18 protein-coding genes are annotated in these 18975 nt (G+C 49.9%); 7 read left to right on the top strand and 11 right to left on the bottom strand.

Annotation, left to right across the window (positions count from 1 at the left end; translation table 11 throughout):
• Window positions 1-30: 30 nt before the first annotated feature.
• Window positions 31-1113 (bottom strand): serine hydrolase, encoded by a 1083-nt coding sequence (locus tag FTT63_RS07405; RefSeq protein WP_127799456.1) that lies wholly within the window; start codon window positions 1111-1113, stop codon window positions 31-33.
• A gap of 217 nt (window positions 1114-1330) precedes the next feature.
• Between FTT63_RS07405 and FTT63_RS07410 the strand changes: the two genes are divergently transcribed.
• The 3 genes from FTT63_RS07410 to FTT63_RS07420 all read left to right on the top strand — a co-directional run bounded on the left by FTT63_RS07410 (window position 1331) and on the right by FTT63_RS07420 (window position 4976).
• Entirely contained in the window at window positions 1331-1966 is a 636-nt protein-coding gene (locus tag FTT63_RS07410; protein WP_005181577.1) for a response regulator, read from the top strand.
• 14 nt (window positions 1967-1980) lie between these two features.
• A complete protein-coding gene (locus tag FTT63_RS07415; RefSeq protein WP_104489117.1) occupies window positions 1981-3549 on the top strand; it encodes a PAS domain-containing sensor histidine kinase in 1569 nt (522 codons plus the stop codon).
• Between the two features lie 71 nt (window positions 3550-3620).
• Window positions 3621-4976, top strand: a complete 1356-nt coding sequence (locus tag FTT63_RS07420; protein WP_218954000.1) for a sigma-54 dependent transcriptional regulator — start codon at window positions 3621-3623, stop codon at window positions 4974-4976.
• Between the two features lie 18 nt (window positions 4977-4994).
• Here FTT63_RS07420 and FTT63_RS07425 read toward each other — a convergent pair whose 3' ends face one another.
• The 4 genes from FTT63_RS07425 to lptF form a co-directional block, all read right to left on the bottom strand.
• Complete coding sequence (locus FTT63_RS07425) at window positions 4995-6164, bottom strand: S41 family peptidase (protein ID WP_152342162.1); 1170 nt, start codon at window positions 6162-6164, stop codon at window positions 4995-4997.
• Window positions 6165-6187: 23 nt separating this feature from the next.
• Window positions 6188-7735, bottom strand: a complete 1548-nt coding sequence (gene gpmI, locus FTT63_RS07430) for a 2,3-bisphosphoglycerate-independent phosphoglycerate mutase (RefSeq protein ID WP_005181570.1) — start codon at window positions 7733-7735, stop codon at window positions 6188-6190.
• A gap of 118 nt (window positions 7736-7853) precedes the next feature.
• Window positions 7854-8924: an LPS export ABC transporter permease LptG gene (gene lptG / locus FTT63_RS07435; protein WP_005181568.1), complete on the bottom strand. Its 1071-nt coding sequence runs from the start codon at window positions 8922-8924 to the stop codon at window positions 7854-7856.
• Between the two features lies 1 nt (window position 8925).
• Window positions 8926-10026, bottom strand: coding sequence for an LPS export ABC transporter permease LptF (gene lptF / locus FTT63_RS07440; RefSeq protein WP_005181567.1), 1101 nt, complete (start codon window positions 10024-10026; stop codon window positions 8926-8928).
• A gap of 158 nt (window positions 10027-10184) precedes the next feature.
• On the opposite strand from lptF, the gene FTT63_RS07445 reads away from it, so the two are divergent.
• The 4 genes from FTT63_RS07445 (at window position 10185) to FTT63_RS07460 (ending at window position 13104) form a co-directional block, all read left to right on the top strand.
• Complete coding sequence (locus FTT63_RS07445; protein ID WP_152342161.1) at window positions 10185-11633, top strand: leucyl aminopeptidase; 1449 nt, start codon at window positions 10185-10187, stop codon at window positions 11631-11633.
• Window positions 11626-12033 carry a DNA polymerase III subunit chi gene (locus tag FTT63_RS07450; RefSeq protein WP_005181563.1) on the top strand — a complete coding sequence of 136 codons (408 nt, stop codon included), beginning with the start codon at window positions 11626-11628 and terminating at the stop codon, window positions 12031-12033. The genes FTT63_RS07445 and FTT63_RS07450 overlap by 8 nt, the downstream gene beginning before the upstream one ends.
• 23 nt (window positions 12034-12056) lie before the next feature.
• A complete protein-coding gene (locus FTT63_RS07455) occupies window positions 12057-12677 on the top strand; it encodes a hypothetical protein (protein WP_127801555.1) in 621 nt (206 codons plus the stop codon).
• Window positions 12678-12885: 208 nt separating this feature from the next.
• The gene (locus tag FTT63_RS07460) at window positions 12886-13104 is read left to right on the top strand and encodes a hypothetical protein (protein WP_005181560.1); all 219 of its coding nucleotides are present in this window, start codon (window positions 12886-12888) and stop codon (window positions 13102-13104) included.
• An 81-nt stretch (window positions 13105-13185) separates the two neighbouring features.
• Here the strand turns inward: FTT63_RS07460 and FTT63_RS07465 are convergent, their stop codons facing one another.
• From FTT63_RS07465 to FTT63_RS07490, 6 genes are all read right to left on the bottom strand, one after another.
• Window positions 13186-13731 carry a VTT domain-containing protein gene (locus FTT63_RS07465; protein WP_127801554.1) on the bottom strand — a complete coding sequence of 182 codons (546 nt, stop codon included), beginning with the start codon at window positions 13729-13731 and terminating at the stop codon, window positions 13186-13188.
• 112 nt (window positions 13732-13843) lie between these two features.
• Complete coding sequence (locus FTT63_RS07470; RefSeq protein WP_005181557.1) at window positions 13844-14503, bottom strand: riboflavin synthase; 660 nt, start codon at window positions 14501-14503, stop codon at window positions 13844-13846.
• Window positions 14504-14530: 27 nt separating this feature from the next.
• On the bottom strand, window positions 14531-15820 hold the full coding sequence (locus FTT63_RS07475; RefSeq protein ID WP_152342160.1) for a DNA adenine methylase: 1290 nt from the start codon (window positions 15818-15820) through the stop codon (window positions 14531-14533).
• Window positions 15817-16905, bottom strand: a complete 1089-nt coding sequence (ribD, locus tag FTT63_RS07480; RefSeq protein ID WP_152342159.1) for a bifunctional diaminohydroxyphosphoribosylaminopyrimidine deaminase/5-amino-6-(5-phosphoribosylamino)uracil reductase RibD — start codon at window positions 16903-16905, stop codon at window positions 15817-15819. Before ribD ends, FTT63_RS07475 begins: the two co-directional genes overlap by 4 nt.
• Window positions 16906-16928: 23 nt before the next feature.
• The gene (gene nrdR / locus FTT63_RS07485) at window positions 16929-17387 is read right to left on the bottom strand and encodes a transcriptional regulator NrdR (protein ID WP_005181550.1); all 459 of its coding nucleotides are present in this window, start codon (window positions 17385-17387) and stop codon (window positions 16929-16931) included.
• Between the two features lie 139 nt (window positions 17388-17526).
• The gene (locus FTT63_RS07490; RefSeq protein WP_152342158.1) at window positions 17527-18930 is read right to left on the bottom strand and encodes an ammonium transporter; all 1404 of its coding nucleotides are present in this window, start codon (window positions 18928-18930) and stop codon (window positions 17527-17529) included.
• Window positions 18931-18975 lie beyond the last annotated feature (45 nt).

Raw genomic sequence — 18975 nt, forward strand, 5'->3', positions numbered from 1 at the left:
TCTGCACGATTTCGTACAGAACAATTCAGCTTAAATCCGTTTTGGTAACTGGCTGGTCCAGGACATTAAACGAGTGGCATCGTTATTACGCGCCTGGGTATTGCTGGCCCCTAAAATAATCACCACCGCCGGACGTGAATTTAAAGTGGTGTGCATCACCAGACAACGCCCTGCTTCATTAATAAAGCCGGTTTTGGACAGGTTGATATTCCAGCCGCCATTACGCACCAGCGAATTGGTATTGTTCGATTTCAGCACCCGATAGCCCAGGTTAAAGTCATAGCTTGGTGTGGTCGAAAACTGGCGGATCAGACCATACTGAGAGGCGGTACTGACCAGAATGCCTAAATCACGTGCCGATGATACATTGCGCGGGTCCAAACCGGTCGATTCGGTAAAGCGGGTCGAATGCATACCCAGTTCACGCGCTTTGTTGTTCATTGCGGCTACAAATGCACTGCGTCCACCTGGATAGGTACGCGCCAGTGCTGCTGCGGCCGGGTTTTCTGATTTCATTAAGGCAAATAATAAGGCTTCAGCACGGTTCATCTTGTCGCCCACGCGCAGGGTCGAACTCGAGTTCTTGCCTGCGGCACCGGCAAAATCAATCTGCTGCAAGGTAATTTGCTCGGACATATTTAAACGCGCATCTGCCGTCACTACCGCAGTCATGACTTTGGTAATTGAAGCAATCGGCAACGCGGTATTGGTATTTTTACTGTACAGCACTTCACCAGTATTGGCATCCATCACCAGTGCGGCACGTGCATTCACAGTGGGCTGGTTGCTATAGGATGCGGTATCCAGAATCGGGCTGGTTCTGCTAACCGTGCTGGCGGGCGCCGGTGTACTGGAACTGCGGACCGTGGTGGTAATTTTGGTTGAGCCTTGTGGTGATGGTTCCACCACCTGCTCGGTCACAGAAGTCGTGGCGGTGGTCATCACATCGCCATTCAGCAGCTGGTTGGCTTCTTCAGATGACCAGCTTAGCGTTGCCTGGGCGTTACTCCCCGAGGAAGGGTTCATGACGATTTCAGCAGTACTGACTGAACTCATGCCGAGCAGAACCGATGCTCCCAGCACATGCATTAATAACTTCTTAGAATTTTTCACTATTGCTTACTCAACTCAGGGAGGTAAGATACATTTGCGTATTACCTCAAATATGCCTTACATTTACAACACAGCACGGAACCAATTTTAGCCTCCGACATTGTGCAGAATTTTTCACTTTAGGTTAAGAATAGGATGGCCAATTTTGTCAGTTGATTGCAAGCTAATTTTGCTATATGTAACAAAAAAGATGATTTTAGTGAGAGGGAGAGTCTAGGTGATCACAGTTTTAGTGGTAGATGATCATGAATTGGTTCGTACCGGCATCTGCCGTATGCTCGAAGACCACACCGATGTTCAGGTCATTGGACAAGCTGAATCTGGGGAAGAAGCCATTAATCTGGTGCGCCAGCATCATCCCAATGTGGTCCTGCTTGACGTGAACATGCCGGGCATTGGCGGGGTGGAAACCACGCGCCGTTTATTACAGACGGCCCCGGAAACCAAGGTATTGGCGGTCAGTGGTCTGGCCGAAGAACCCTATCCTTCTTTATTACTCAAAGCCGGTGCCAAAGGCTATATCACCAAAGGTGCACCTGTCTCGGAAATGGTGCGTGCCATTAAAAAAGTCATGCAGGGCGGTAAATATTTTAGTGCCGATATTGCCGAGCAACTGGCCAGTTCCTACCTGTCAGACACCCAGCAATCACCGTTCGACAGCCTGTCGGAACGTGAAATGCAGGTGGCAATGATGGTAGTGAACTGTATTAGCGCGCAGGAAATTGCTGACAAGCTGTTCGTCAGCGTGAAAACCGTAAACACCTATCGCTACCGTATTTTTGAAAAACTGAATATCGACAGTGATGTCAAACTGACCCATCTGGCCATTCGCTACGGATTAATTAAACCTTAAGCGGTTTAAGCCTCATGGATATCCGCCGTACGCAAGCTGAACTGAACCAGTACCATCTCGGGCTATGGTACGGGGCGTATCGGCTGATAATTGCCTTCTGTTTGCTGCTGATTTATTTACTCACCACTCAAACTCTCAATCATGATTATCAGCATCCACGGCTGTATGCCGCCAGTCTGGTGCTGTATTTTATTTTTAGCTGTGCCCAGCTGCTGTATTTTCGCTATGTCCGGCACAGGATTCCGTTACAACTCACGCTGATTTTCAGTGTTGATGTACTGGTGCTCAGCAGCCTGACCTTTGCGCTGGATGGACCGAGCCTGCATTTAAGCCTGCTGTTTGTGATTGCGATTTTCGCCGCGACGTTATTGCTGGAAAAAAGCAAGGCGCTGTTCATTACCCTGGTGGCAATGATTTGTGTCACCTATCAGCATTTTGTTGGCACATTACTGGATTTTTCCTCTCTGGATCGCATCGGGCAAAGTGCCCTGCTCTCGTTCCTGTTTTTTATTATTTACCGTTTTGGCCAGATTGCCGTCCGCCGTTTCCAGATTCTGGAACACCTGAACTTTTCCCAGTCACTGGAACTGAACCGGCTGAAGAATATTAACCGCTATATTCTGGAACAGACCGATATGGGCTATCTGGTGCTGGATGAAAACTGCCATATTATGGTCAGTAATCCGGCCGCCTGCCATTTGCTCGGCATCAATCCACTGTATGCTTTTGACAAATATCCGCTGTATAAAGTACAGCCCGACCTATTTCAATTATTGCAGTTTGACCAGCTCTCTAACGGCGAAAAATTCCAGTTTGAATCGCAGCTCAGTCATTTCCTGATCCAGATTCAGGTACAAAAGCTGGTGGTGCCGCAGCAGACCTTAACCTTGCTGGTGCTGCAGGATGCACGGCAAATCAACCAGCGTGTGCAGCAACTGAAACTGGCAGCACTGGGCCAGCTTTCGGCCAGTATTGCCCATGAAATCCGTAATCCGCTGGCGGCCATTGTCCAGGCCAATCGCCTGCTGGCTGGCAGCGATACCGATCAGCAGCAGATGCTGAGCCAGATGATTGACAAGCAGTCGCAGCGCATTGACAAGATCATTGATGACACCCTGAGCATGGTGAAAAATAAGGAAACCACACCGGTGCAGATTGATCTGGCGCGTTTTATTCCGCAGCTGATCCAGGATGATCTGGCCGATCTGGCCAGCCAGATTCAGGTCAGCCAGCCCGAACCTCTGCAGATTCTGTTTGATGAATCCCAGCTGCGTCAGGTGCTGATTAACCTGATCCGTAATGCCCAGCGCCACAATGCGCCGGATCATCCGATTGAACTGCAACTTTATCGCCAGCAGGACACGGTCTATATGGATGTCAAAGATTATGGCAGCGGCGTGGCTTCACATGATATTCGCTACCTGTTTCAACCATTTTTTAGTACCGAAATTAGTGGAACTGGTTTAGGATTATACTTATCACATAGTTTCTGCGAGGCCAATCGGGCCAAGTTGCGCTATGTAGAACAAAAACAAGGAGCATGTTTCAGGATTGAATGCTCACCTGTTGACGTAAATAAATAGTTTTTTGGGGAAGTTTAGTGGAACAACCACTCGTTCTCTTCGTCGATGACGAGGAAGATTTATGCACGCTCATGCAAATGACATTGGCGCGCATGGGGATTCAAACACACGTGGCACACCGGCTGGAGCAAGCACGTCAGCTGCTGTCCAGTCATCACTATGACGCCTGCATCACCGATCTGAATTTGCCTGATGGAAATGGCCTGCAACTGGTCGAGCTGATTGCCCAGCATTTTCCGCAGCTGCCGGTTGCGGTGCTGACGGCCTATGGCAATATGGAAATTGCCATTGCCGCGCTCAAAGCCGGAGCCTTTGATTTTGTCAGCAAACCGATTAACCAGAAACACCTCGAACAATTGCTGGAAAAAGCACTGAATCAGCCGCTGTTTAAAGCACATAGCCAGGAAGCGAACCAGCTGGAACAGCGGATGCTGATCGGGCAATCTCTGCCAATTCAGCAACTACGCACCACCCTGAAAAAAATTGCCCGCTCGCAGGCACCGGTGTTTATTAGCGGTGAATCAGGCACCGGGAAAGAAGTGGTGGCCAATCTGGTGCATCGCCTCAGCAACCGCAGTGACGGGCCTTTTATTGCCATCAACTGTGGTGCCATTCCGGGCGATTTGATGGAAAGCGAATTCTTCGGCCATAAAAAAGGCAGCTTTACCGGTGCAGCGCAGGACAAACAGGGCCTGATTCAGTCAGCACACGGCGGTAGCCTGTTCCTGGATGAAATTGCCGAACTGCCGCTCAATATGCAGGTGAAACTGCTGCGCGCGGTGCAGGAAAAACGGATTCGTCCGGTCGGTTCCGATACGGAAATTGATGTTGATTTCCGGATTATTAGTGCCAGCCATCAGGACCTGGAAGCGTTAGTCCAGCAAGGCCGGTTCCGTCAGGATCTGTTCTTCCGGATTCATGTGATGGATATTGTGCTGCCGCCACTGCGTGAGCGCGGTCAAGATATTTTATTGCTGGCCCAGCATTTTATTCAGAAAATTGCCCAGGAATGGGATATACACAGCAAAACCCTGTCGGAACGTGCCCAGCAGTTTTTGCTGGAACAGTATTATCCGGGTAATGTGCGTGAGCTGCGCAATATCATTGAACGTGCCATGACCTTGAGTGATGATGATGTGATTGATCTGCCGCATCTGCAGACCGCACCGTTACGCAAGATGGCGCCACTGGCCGAGCCAGAAACCGACACTGCAACACCGGTTACAGCCGATGCCCTGCCCGCTGCTCCGCGTAAACTGCCGGAAGAAGGACTGGAGCTGTTTCTGGAGAAAATCGAAAAAGAGATTTTGCTGAATGCGCTGAATCTGACCCATTGGAACCGGACTTTGGCTGCGAAAAAACTGGGGATGTCGTTTCGTTCCCTGCGTTATCGGCTGAAGAAATTCGGACTGGATACCGATGAATAAGGCGCGCTAACCCTGCGCCTATTTATGACTTAACAGCAGCTCTGCAACATGGTCCAGATAATTGTCTTCTTTCATGTCCTGTTGCAGTGCATAACGCTGGTTCGGTTCAATCCCAACCCCTTCAATCATTTTGCCTTGCGGGGTGTAATAGTGGGAAACGGTCATTTGCAGGGCGGTGCCATCTGACAGCGGAAACAGCTTCTGCACCACCCCTTTGCCATAACTTTTTTCACCAATCACCCAGGCACGGCCATGATCTTTTAAGGCGGCAGTAAACACTTCTGCAGCCGAGGCCGAACGCTGGTTAATCAGCACACCGACCTTTAGATTCTGGAATTCAAAACTCGGTAAAGCCTGAAATTGCTGGTCGCCTTCAGCGCGGCTTTTGGTAGAAACAATCACGCCCTGATTCAAGAACAGATCGGCCGATTCGACTGCCGAGGACAGCAAACCGCCCGGGTTATTGCGCAGGTCAAACAGTACCGCCTTTAGCCGTGGTGTGCTGTACTGTTCGATCAGTTCCTTGATTTCATTGGCAGTATCTTGCTGGAAGACTTTGACTTTAATCAGTAGTACCTGATTACTCAGCATCTGCGCCTGAATATCGGTTTCGACTTTTCTGTTGCGTACCAGACGAATCGGCTGCGCGCTTGCGGTCAGTTGCAAGGTGATATTGGAGCCAACCGCGCCCATCAACAAGGCATTGACCTGATCCTGATTGAGCTTTTGCAGTTCCTGATTGTCGATTTTAAAAACCGAAATACCATTACGCAGTCCTTGTTTGGCCGAGTCGGCATCGGGTCTTAAATTATGAATCTGCCATTGATGCTGCTGGGCATCGTAACGTAAATTAAAATCGACCGAGGCCAGATCGCCTTCGGTATATTGCACCAAGGCACGGTAATCTTCGGCATTCAGATAACGTGAATACTGGTCCAGTCCGGAAACCAGACCTTGAATGGCTTGAGCAAACAAAGCCTCGTCACTTTTTTCCGTGACATAATTTGCTTTGACCAGCCCATAAATTTTGACAAACTGCTGGATCGATTCGACCGGCACTTCAACATAGTCCTGCTCGGTGGTTTGTTCCAGTGCCAGCGGATCTTGATCTTCTGCCGCCCAGACAGGCAGGCTCACACACATCATCAATGTTGTTGCAACAAGCATGCGTTTCCAGTGTGGAACCATCCTTTCACCTATCTGTTGGCAGTTTATGGAGTCAGGGTAATTAAATTACGCCCTTGCATTTCTGCAGGAATTGGCAGTTGCATCAGACTCAGTAAAGTCGGTGCCACATCGGCCAGAACACCACCCTCTGCAATCACCGCCTGGGTCGGGCCGGCATAAATAAACGGCACCAGCTCGGTAGTATGCTGGGTATGGACCTGACCACTGTCATAGTCCTGCATCTGCTCGACATTACCATGGTCGGCAGTAATCAGCATATGACCCTGCTTGGCCATTACAGCTTCATACACACGGCCCAGACAGGTATCCACTGCTTCTACCGCTTTCACCGCTGCATCAAACACACCTGTATGACCCACCATATCGCCATTGGCATAGTTGACCACCAACAAGTCATATTCACCTGAATTGATCGCTGCCACCAGCTCATCTGTCACTTCATACGCGCTCATTTCTGGCTTGAGATCATAAGTTGCTACATTTGGTGATGGAATCAGAATGCGCTTTTCGCCCGGATATTCATCTTCACGGCCGCCACTAAAGAAGAAGGTCACGTGTGCATATTTTTCGGTTTCGGCAATACGCAGCTGGGTTTTACCCAGGTCTGACAGGTATTCACCGAGCGAGTTTTTTAATGCTTCTGGCATATAAGCCACAGGTGCATCAATGGTGGCCTGGTAACGGGTCAGCATCACAAACTTGGCCAGCTGCGGCACCACTTTACGCTCAAAACCGGCAAAGTCGGTTTCCACAAAGGCTTTGGTCAGTTCACGGGCACGGTCTGCACGGAAGTTCATGAACACCACGCTGTCGCCATCCTGAATTGCCGCAACCTCACCAATACGGGTAGCTTTAACAAATTCATCGCTTTCATCGGCTGCATAAGCTGCGTCCAGACCAGCTACGGCGGTTGCTGCAGTACGGACTGCTTCACCTTCTGTTAACAGACGATAAGCCTGTTCTACACGATCCCAACGATTGTCGCGGTCCATGGCAAAATAACGGCCGATCATGCTGGCAATCCGGCCTTGGCCTGGATATTGGGCAAACAGGGCATCCAGTTTTTGCAAAGAGGGCTGCGCACTTTTTGGCGGAGTATCACGGCCATCCAGAAATGCGTGTAAATAAACAGTTGCACCACGTTTCAGCGCCAGCTCCGCCATTGCCACAATATGGTCTTCATGTGAGTGCACGCCACCTTCCGACAGCAGGCCCATTAAGTGCACGGCACCGCCCGCAGCTTTGGCTTTCTCGACTGCATCGACCAGCACTTCATGTTCAAAGAAAGCACCGGTACGGATATCTTTGGTAATGCGGGTAAAGTCCTGATATAGCACACGGCCGGCACCCAGGTTCATATGGCCCACTTCGGAGTTACCCATCTGACCATCTGGCAGGCCCACATCTTCACCTGAACCTGAAATCAACCCATGCGGATGCTTTTCCTGCATAGCGGTCAAATTTGGACGTTGTGCCGCCAGGAACGCATTGTCCTCAACAGCTTCACGATGCCCAATACCATCCATAATGACCAGTACGTGAGGGATTTTGCCTGCAGTTGCATCCGTCATAGTTCACACTCTTTTAGTCTACAAATTAATCGCATATCTTACCGAATTTTCAGTTCGGACACCATGCACGGCTGATGGTTTCAACCGCGCCACACTATCGTTTTGTTCAATTGCCGGCTTATCGGGCGCGTTGCAGCAGATAACCACCCACCACAAACATCAGAATAATCGGGATAAACACAAACCAGGCTGGAGATGGCGCATAAATCAGGCTGGCATAACCGAGGAAATCCTGTAAATAGAAAAAGCCCAGGCCGACAAACAAGGCAATCACCAGACGGAAACCCATCGACTGCTGGCGCAGCGGTCCAAAAATAAAGGAACAGGCAATCAGCACCAGCGCAATCAGGGCAAATGGAGAACCAACTTTTTGCCAGAAAGCCAACTGATAGCTTTTCGGCACCTGACTGTACTCATGCATATAGCTCATGAAGCTGACCAGCTGGCTGGGTGATAAATCTTCCGGGTCGATGGTGACCATGTGTACATATTTCGGTTGCAAAGCCAGCGATAAAGGCTGCGTGGCCTGCTGATCAGCAATAGCATTGCCCTCTGGCAGAATGTCCATTTGGCGGCTGTTTTGCAGTGACCAGGCGCCATCTTCGACAAACTGGCCCTGTTCGGCATTTAAGGTACCGCGTAAGCGGAAGTTATCATCGAAGTCGATGACCTGAATATTCTTCAGTGTGCCCTGCGAGTTGGCATAGTCAATATAAATAAAGCGCTGCCCTTCGCGGGTCCAGTAGCCTTTGACTTCACCGAGTTCAGCCACGCTGCGATGTTTCTTGACGCTTTCTGCGCGCTCGTTGGTATAGGGAATCACCCATTCACTTAAGGCAAAAGACAGCACCACCAGAATAAGCGCCGAACGCACCACCCAGCCGACAATCCGCCACAGGCTGATACCAGCGGCACGCATCACAATCAACTCACTGTTTGAAGCCAGCGTGCCCAGGCCCAGCACCGCGCCAATTAATGCGGCAATCGGGAGAATTTCATACAGATAACCGGGCGCACCCCAGAGCACATGCCATAAGGCATCCAGCGCGCCATAGCCTTCTTTTAGGGAACCGAGTTCACCCAGATAGGTAAATAATACCTGTAAGCCGGACAACACCGCGGTTGCCCCCAACATCGCCAGTGCGGTCGTTTTGGTCACATGCTTGGCCACTATACGACGTGCGAACATATTAAGACCTCACTCGCTGAATCTGTTTCTTGATTTTGGGTGCCAGTTTCTGTTTACGCGAGAACAACGCCGCCGCAATGGCATAGACCATCAGCACCAGCGGATAGGCCCAGATACCCATTTCTTCTTTACTGATCCGGGTTTTGACCGCCATTAGCGCCACAATCAGGCTGGCAAAAATCAGCAGGGCCGGAAACAGTTTTAAATAACGTCCCTGACGCGGACTGACTTCTGATAAAGCCACCGCCAGCAGCAGCGCCACCAGAATTGAAAACGGTACGAAGATGCGCCAGCCCAGCTCACTGGCCACCACCGGGTCCTGACGGTTATCCCACAATTGCCCGATTGGCAGGGCTTCCACTTCGGTGCTCTGGAATTTGGCTTCCTGATCACTTTCCAGACGCAAACGATAGCTGGCAAATTCAGCCTGAGAATACTGCGGACGATCCGGATAAATTTCATAACGGCGCCCTTCGACCAGATCGACCACATTGGCCGGATCATTGGACAGTTCAATCCGGGTCGCCTCTTTGGCCAGAATCATGATATCCGGTTTGCCCGGACGGTCAGCACGCTGGTAGAAGAAAATATCTTTCAGATTACGCCGGTCTTCTGACAGGTCGCCGGCATAAATGGTATATGGCCCCGAAGAAATAAACTCTTTTGGCCGCACCAGATCGAAACCGGTACGGACCGCCTGATTGGTGGTCAATTCTTCAAACTGGCGAATCCCCCACGGTGCTGCCCAAACCATCAGCATGGCCTGCACCGCCAGAAATACCACCGTCATCGGGACTAATAAACGTGCCAGTTGGTTACGACTGACACCGCTGCCATTTAACACTGCCATTTCATGATCGACATAAAGCCGGCCAAACACCAGCATCAGGCCAATAAAAAAGCCCAGTGGCAAAATCAGGGTTAAAAATTCCGGCAGACGGTAGCCAATAATGCTAAACAGAATCCCCGCATCCAGACGCCCCTGCGCGGCGACGCCAAAATACTTGATCAGCCGGCCACCCATCATGATCAAGGTCAATAAGGCAATCACAACCAAGGATGTCGACACAACTTGCTTGACCAGATAACGCCGAATAATCAAATTAATGCTTCCAGAAAACGAGGGAATAAAACTAGCGATAGTTTACCCGAATGTTGAAAATATAAAACCTATACTGTTGTTTCACATTGAAACTCTATTCATGAAAATGTTTCAATGGTTTAATGGTTTTAAAATTTTAAAAGGCCTATATAACGCATATGAAACTGACGATTCATCCGACATACCAAGACAATGTCACCGCAGCTGCTTTATTTATTCTGGTCGATGCCGATACCCTTCGTACAACCGCAGATCGCTATAAAATCAAAAATTTAGATAGCATCACCCAGGCCGTACAATTTAAATCTGGCTTTAATGAAAGCTTAAGCCTGACAGCACAGGACAGCTTGCCGGCATTCAGCCAGCTGCTTGGCCTGGGTTCAAGCAGCGAATTACAGCCGGCTAAACTGGCCAAACTGGCGCAAACCATTGTAAAAACTGCACAGAAGAAATTTAGCAGTATTGCGGTAGATCTATCAGTCCTGCCACAAGAACTGCATTATATTTTTGCCTTGAGCCTGACCCAGGCCGCCTACGGTTTTGATGAATTTAAAACCAAAAAAAATGAATTTGTATTAGAGCAGATTCAATTGATTGCCACACAAAGCCCGTTAACTGCCCATCAGCTGAAATTTATTGAAGCGGTACATACTGGTCAGAATTTTGCCCGCGATTTAGGCAACCGTCCGGGGAACATCTGCTTCCCGGAATATCTGGCTGATCAGGCACTGGCACTGGCAGAAGAATTCCCGGATTTACTCAAAGTAACCGTGCTGAATGAACAGCATATGGCTGACCTGGGCATGGGTGCGTTCCTTGCGGTCAGCAAGGGTTCCGAGCGTCCGGGCCGCATGATTACCCTGGAATACAAGGCCAATCTTGAGCAGGCACCTATTGTACTGGTCGGTAAGGGTATTACCTTTGATACCGGCGGTATTTCCTTGAAACCGGGTGCTGGCATGGACGAAATGAAATTCGATATGTGCGGTGCAGCCTCAGTCTTGGGGACCGTACGTGCGCTGTGTGAATCACGCTTGCCGATTCATGTGGTGGCAGCCATTGCCGCAGCGGAAAATATGCCATCGGGCAAAGCCACCCGTCCGGGCGATATTGTCACCACCATGAGCGGTCAGACTGTCGAAATCCTGAACACCGATGCCGAAGGCCGTCTGGTGCTGTGTGATGCCCTGACCTATATCCAGCGTTTTAACCCGGCACTGGTCATTGACGTGGCGACCTTAACCGGTGCCTGTGTGATTGCGCTCGGTTCGGTGTTAACCGGTCTGTTCACACCAGATGATGAACTGGCACAGGAACTGACCCAGGCCGGCCAGCAGAGTTTTGACCGCGTATGGCGTATGCCGGTGATTGATGACTATCAGGAACAATTAGATTCACCTTTTGCCGATATTGGCAATATTGGTGGTCCAAAAGCCGGTTCTGTGACTGCAGCCTGCTTCCTGCAACGCTTTACTCGTGACTATCGCTGGGCGCATCTGGATATTGCCGGCACTGCCTGGAATTCAGGAACCCATAAAGGTGCAACAGGCCGTCCGGTACCGCTACTGATGCAATTCCTGGCCAACCGTGCAGAGCAGCATGGCTAAAGTCAGCTTTTATCTGTTTGAAAAAAGTCCTGAACGGCAAGTGGACAGCACTTGCCGTTTATGCCGGAAAATCCTGCGTGAACCACAGCGCATCTGGCTGTATAGCGCAGACCCGGCATTGCAACGGGCGCTGGATGAACGGCTGTGGAGCTTTGATGCCGGCAGTTTTATTCCGCATGGTATTGATGAGCCTACGGCACAGGTCTGTATTTCAGCGCAGTTGCCAACTGAAAATGATTGGATTGTGTTTAATTTTAACGAACAGGCTCTTGAACAGTTCGCCAAATTTAGTCACATTATCGAAATCATTGAAAATCATGAAACCGCCAAACAGCTTGGCCGGGAAAAATATAAACAATATCGTCGTTTAGGCATTGAGCCGCAAACCCACAAATTATAGAACCACCCCAAAGGAGATGCAGCGTGGCATTAAATGTTGGTCCAGATTTTAAACAGCGCTGGTTAACTGCGCCTGAAGCTGTGCGTCAGACCTTTATTGATGACCTGCATCGGATTAGTGAGGTACTGCAACCGGACAGCGACCTAAAACGCTGGGTAGAGTACGATCAGCAGCAACAGCAACAGTCCTTTCAGAAAATTGATCAGGCCTATGCCGAACTGAAAATCCAGTTAATTGAAGAAGCGCGTATTCGCCGCCAGCAGATGCTGGAGCAACGTCTGGCCCAACAACGCGCCGATCAGGCCGCGTATGCGCAGGCTCTGTATCAGGATGAACTGCAGCAGTTTGCTGCACAGACCGAAACTCTGGCCAGTTTACGCACCCAGCTGGACCAGGAGATTCTGGATTACACTGCACGTTATCAAAAAAATCCGGAAAATGGCAGTTTCAATTTTGCCAAAGGCGTGGGTATAACCGACGAGCAGCTTCTGTCGGAACTCGACAGTGTCCGATTACGTCTGGAACTGGAAGCCGAAACCCGGATTGAAGAAGCAGTACAACAGTTCCGCAGCCAGTTACAGGCCGCTGCCCAGGAAGAAATTGAATATATTTTAAAACATTCCCAATTTTCCAAAGAGACCTAAATGTCGGCCTTCTGGCGTGAAAAACCCGGCACGGTGTCAGTAAATGCAGATTTAAACCGGCCCATCTGAAGGATAAATCGGGCTGTGGGGCAGAATTTCTCGCCAAATGTCATGAAAGTGAAATATTTTTGTCACAAGATAGTCATACTTTGAATAGCAGTACTGCTGCCTTTTAAAGTAAAAATTATTTTTATAATTAGGGTTTAAAATGGGTATCTTGACACAAATATCGAGCAAAATTGACCATCTGCATAGTGGTGAACAATGGCATATTACTGCTCAGGATTTATTAATCAGCCGTGCAGATTTCCAGTCGCTTTATATTTACCTGACCAAAGAAGCTGAAAAGGGTACATTTTCTTTGGCACCGGTCGCCGAAGCCAGTCCACGTTTAGGTGGCACTTCCGTCACAGTGATCAAGCACTAAGGTTCGGAATTTCTCCCCGCAAGATAAAAGTCCACCCCGCGTGGGCTTTTTTGTGCATGCGGTTTCTCTGCACTGTTGCTATTAAAAAATATGACCCAGCCACGACAGGATATTGCCCAGCCCGTAACCGATGGCCAATAAAGACACAATCCAGATGATGCCACCGGCAATGTTATAGGCCATAAAGCTGGCGATGGGCATATGTCCGGAACCGGCGGCAAACGGCGCGAAAGAACGGACAAAAGGAATAAACCGCGCAATAAGAATGGTTTTACCGCCATGCTTCATAAAATAGCGGTTGGTTTTGACGATATATTCCGGTTTGAAATAGCGCGAATGGTCGTTAAAAAACTTCAGCCCCAAGACCTTGCCGGTATAGTAATTCACGCTATAGCCAAGAATAGAGGCCAGGCACAGTAAAATCGCCATATAGTGTAAATGCACCACGTCAGTGGTTGAACATAAGGCGCCAATGGCAATCAGCAGGCTGTCTCCCGGCAGGAAAAACATAAACACTGAACCGGTTTCCGCAAAGATAATCAAAAATAAAATTGCATAAATCCAGCCCCCATAGTTGTTGAGCAACACAGGTAGCCACTGTTCAAAATTTAGCAAAAAATCAATCATCTACACTTAACCAACGTAAGTTACTCTGTTTCGCGCAGCCTGAATTATCGCTAAAAATAAAAAAACAGTCTAATTTTTTCAATCAGACTGCTCTGTACAGCAGCGTCAGGACTTATTTTAAGAAGCCATTTTCGGCCAGAAAGTCCATGCTGATTTTCGATTGTGCCGTGGTTTCTGCGGCTTTTTCGCCCAGCAGTAAACGCTCGATATAACGCGCCAAAACATCCACTTCCAGATTGACTTTGCTGCCCGTTTTCCAGGTACCAATATTGGTACGCTCTGCGGTATGCGGAATCAGGTTCAAGCTGATCACACTACCACGCAAATGGTTAATGGTCAGACTAATGCCATCTACCGTCACCGAACCTTTTTCGGCCAGATATTTGGCAATTTCAGCCGGTGCAGTGACTTCAAAATATAAAGAACGCGCATCTTCACGCACCAAAGTAATTTCACCCACGGCATCGACATGGCCACTGACAATATGTCCGCCAAAACGGGTGGTCGGCAACATGGCTTTTTCCACATTCACTGGCTGGCCAACTTTCCAGTTACCCAAGGTAGTCCGGTTTAAACTTTCTCGTGACACATCGGCCGCGTACCAGTTATCGCCCCACTCAATCACGGTCAGGCAGATGCCGTTGGTGGCAATCGAATCCCCCAGATGGACATCGGACATATCCAGATCGGTCTGAATACGCAGGCGGACATCACCACCGACACTTTGCAGGCTGTCCACTTTGCCCACGCTTTCAATAATTCCTGTAAACATAGTCTTTTCTCTTATTGTCTCTAGTGCTTACCACAAGGCCAGTTGGGTGCTGACACCGCTGGTATCAACCCCGCCCAGCTCGGCAAAGTGATGCAACTGCCCCAGCAACTGCCGGATTGGCGGGCCAGATTTGGCGTGGGTATCGGTAATCACAATAAACTCCAGTACCCGTGCGCGTTCAGACTGACGCTGCTTGCTGACCCGGTAACGCGGTACATCCTGGGTTAACAGGCTGACCCGGCCACGTTTTAAATTGGCCTGCAACAAATCCACTGCACTGATATTGCCATCGGTGGAGTAACTGGTCAGGATATACCGTGCATTAATGGTCTCTAACAGTTTCTCATACGCTTCTTTGGCGTGCTTGGACGAGTTATACGGACTCGGACGCTCTTTGCGCCAGGCACGGTCAATGCCGCTCTTAAAGCCTTTGGTATCCGGGGTTGGTAAATCGACCTGATCCCATAAGGTTAAGGCATTTAACACATGATAGTTACTGCTATAGGCATGCTGGTTATACGGCGGATCTAAATACGCCACATCCACTTCAAAACCGCTCATCTGGTTGGCCAGATGCTGGGCATCAACACACCACATTTCGGCAGCCGGACGTTTCGGATCACCAATTTCACAGAAGCGGCTTGGGGTTAACCACAACAAAGATTCAATCCGTTCCAGTGCAGTCTGGGTTTTACCACCCCAGCCATGGTGGAAACTTTTAAAGACCCCGGAGGTGTTGCTGACAAAACTGGCCGAATACAGCAAAGGCGCCAGCAGCGCACTCATCTCGACATCATCAATCGCGCCTTGCGCCTGCCAGGTGGCAATCTGCTGGCGGATGGCATCAATACGCATTCCGTTACGGCGTTTAAAGAATAAACGGTCACGGGTCGGATCATAAATTTCATCATTGCGTGGGCACAGGTTATGCGTGACCCAGCCTTTGACTTCCGGCAAACGGTTTAAATAATCAATCGCTTTCTGATAACCACCCAGCTCCTTAAACGCCGGCGCTTCTACACAAGCCAAAACCGCATAATTCAGCGCATGGCTATACGGTTCCCAGTCATTGGCAATTACCCGATAGCCATTTTGACGGGCCAGACGCGAAACCACGCCGGAACCGGCAAAAAAGTCGGCGAAAATGGGCGCGCGGCCGCCTTTGTTCAGCGTGCCGGTCTGCTCCAGCGCTTCCAGAATCAGATGTAACAGACGACGTTTATTCCCCAGATAAGGAACCAGCTGATGGAAAAGATATTCATCTGTCGTACGTGCGGCGTGACGACGTTTGTGATAAACCGTAGACTCTGAATTCATAACGTCTCTTGAGAAGGGGTTAACCTTAAGCGCACATCATCACCGAATTGAGTGACGTCGCAAAGTTTAAATCGAAGTTGTTGTGCCATACGCTCAAATTCTGCCTGAAACATGGCACGTGCAGACCGGCCTAACAGGGTCGGAGCCACATAACTGATCACTTCGTCGACCAGTTGCTGCTGTAAAAAGGCGGTCGATAGTGTCGCACCGGCTTCAATCAGCACATCATACAGCTGATACTGCTGCACCAAAGTTCGAAGTAGTTGATCCAAAGGCTGAACCTCGAGCTGGATCACGCCCAGCGCCTCAAGCTCGGCCCGATACGGACCCATCACCATCACACTGTCCGGCTGCTCGAGCAGCTTGGCGGTTAAGGGCAAGCGTCCCTGACGGTCCAGTACCAGCCGTTTCGGCTGGACAATGCTGCTGATGTCCTGATGTATCGCCAGCTGGCGGACATTGAGCTGACAGTCATCGGCCAGCACGGTTTCAATCCCGGTAATCACCACTGCTGAAATCGCACGCCAGTGCTGCACATCCAGACGCGCCGAATTGCCGGTAATCCATTTCGATTCACCGGAGGCCATGGCAGTACGCCCATCCAGACTCGACGCCACTTTTAAACGGACATAAGGCTGACCCGTGGCCATGGCTTTTAAAAAGCCCAGATTCAGCTGATGCGCCTGCTGTTCCAGCACGCCTACCTCAATCTGAATTCCGGCATCGCACAGAATCTGCACGCCTTTACCGGCCACCAGCGGATTCGGATCAGGACAAGCCACCACCACTCTGGCCACACCGGCTTCGACCAGACCTTTGGCACAGGGCGGGGTACGTCCATAATGCGCACAAGGTTCCAGAGTCACGTAAGCGGTTGCACCGCGGGCAGCATCGCCAGCATCGCGTAAGGCAAATACTTCGGCATGTGGCTGTCCGGCACGCGGATGATAGCCCTCACCCACCAGCTGTCCGTCTTTAACCAGCACACAGCCCACATTCGGATTCGGTTTGGTCGAGTACTGTCCGAGTCGTGCCAGTTCAATGGCACGCTGCATCCAGATTTGGTCTTGAGTTAACTCGGACATGTCACCACTCTTGCGCGTTGAGCTTAGTATTCACGTTGCTGCATTTGTTCAATTTGACGGCGGAAGGCTTCCACATCCTGAAAGTCCTGATACACCGAAGCAAAACGCACATAGGCCACATGATCCAGCGAGAATAAAGACTGCATGACAATTTCCCCGATGGTGCGTGATTTAACATCACGTTCGCCCAGACGGCGGATTTGCAGCTGGATATCACTGAGTACCGTTTCAATCTGTTCCTGAGTCACGGGACGTTTTTGCAAGGCATGCATCAATGAACGGCGCAGTTTGGCTTCATCAAAGGGCTCATTTTTACCGTCCGATTTAATGACGCGTGGCATCACCACTTCATAACTTTCAAAGGTGGTAAAACGTTCACCACAGCTAATACATTCACGACGTCGGCGAATTTGACAGCCTTCAGCTGCCAGCCGTGAATCAATCACTTTACTGTCTGCGGCGTTGCAAAATGGACAATGCATAGTGGTTTAATTGAACAAATCCAGTTGATTTGAGAGTGTAGCAAAAAAACAGGATTTTGTAGAGTTTTACGCAATATATAGAAAAAAAACAGCCCTTTGGGGCTGTTTTACACAATATATTGATTATGCTGCTGAAAGATTATTCAACCCGTTCACCATGCTGGCTTAAATCCAGACCCATGCGTTCATCATCAGATTCAACACGGATACCAATTACCAGATCAATCACTTTCAGGATGATGAAGGTTAATACTGCAGAGTACACAATGGTGGCAATCACACCTTCCACTTGCACCCACAGCTGACCCATCAGGCTGGCAGGTGCCGCATCGCCCATAATGAATTCGCTGGCAAAGAAGGCGGTTAAAATTGCACCTACAATACCACCCACGCCATGCAGGCCAAAGGCATCTAAAGAGTCATCGGCTTTCAGGGCACGTTTCAGTGCAGTAATCCCCCAGAAGCAGACCACGCCACCAATCAGCCCCATGGCTAAGGCACCACCGACGGTGACAAAACCTGCTGCCGGGGTAATGACCACCAGACCGGCCACAGCACCTGAAGCACCGCCTAATACAGAGGCTTTACCACGGACCACTTTTTCAGTCACTAACCAGGCCAGTGCGGCTGCAGCTGCGGCAACTTGAGTCACCACTAAAGCATAACCTGCTGAACCATTGGCGCCCAGCGCAGAACCACCATTGAAACCAAACCAGCCTACCCACAGCAAGCTTGCACCCACCACAGTTAAGGTCAGGTTGTGCGGTGCCATCGATTCACGGCCCAAGCCCATACGTTTGCCCAGCATATAGGCAGCCACCAGACCAGCCACACCAGAGTTAATGTGTACCACGGTACCACCAGCGAAATCCAGCGCGCCATCGTTGCCTAACCAGCCGCCACCCCAGACCCAGTGGGTAATAGGTGCATAGACCACCACCACCCAGATGGCAATGAACGCAACAAAGGCCCCAAATTTCATCCGCTCTGCAATCGAACCGCTAATAATGGCCACGGTAATAATCGCAAAGGTCATCTGGAAGATCACGAACAGAATTTCAGGAATGGTGCCACTCAAGGCATCGGTGGTAATACCGGCCAGCATGAACTTGTCCAGGCTACCAATAAAGGCATTGCCTTCACCAAAGGCCAAGGTATAGCCAATAATTACCCAGACCAGACTGACCACTGCGGCCGCAACAAAACTGTGCGCCATGGTGCTGAGGACGTTTTTCTTGCGCACCATACCGCCATAGAACAGGGCCAAGCCCGGAATGGTCATGAGTAGGACAAGTGCTGTTGAGACCAGAATCCAAGCGGTATCACCAGTGTCTAACACGGCTTCTTCTTCAGCCGCTGCCACTTCAGGTAAAGCAGTTTCTGTAGTGATGATATCGCTTGATTCAATAAGCGCAGGTTCCACAGTATCATTTACTGTGATTTGTTCTGAAGGAGTTGGCGCTGTTACGGCTTCTTCAGCCAAAGTAACAGAACCACCCAAAAGCGCGCCGGACAGGCCGAGCGCAAGTAGCATTTTTTTCATTCGTATCCCCCAACCTAGTTTTTGTGAGTTATTAGGTACTCAGCA

Source organism: Acinetobacter sp. C15, assembly GCF_013420645.1.
GTDB lineage: Bacteria > Pseudomonadota > Gammaproteobacteria > Pseudomonadales > Moraxellaceae > Acinetobacter > Acinetobacter indicus.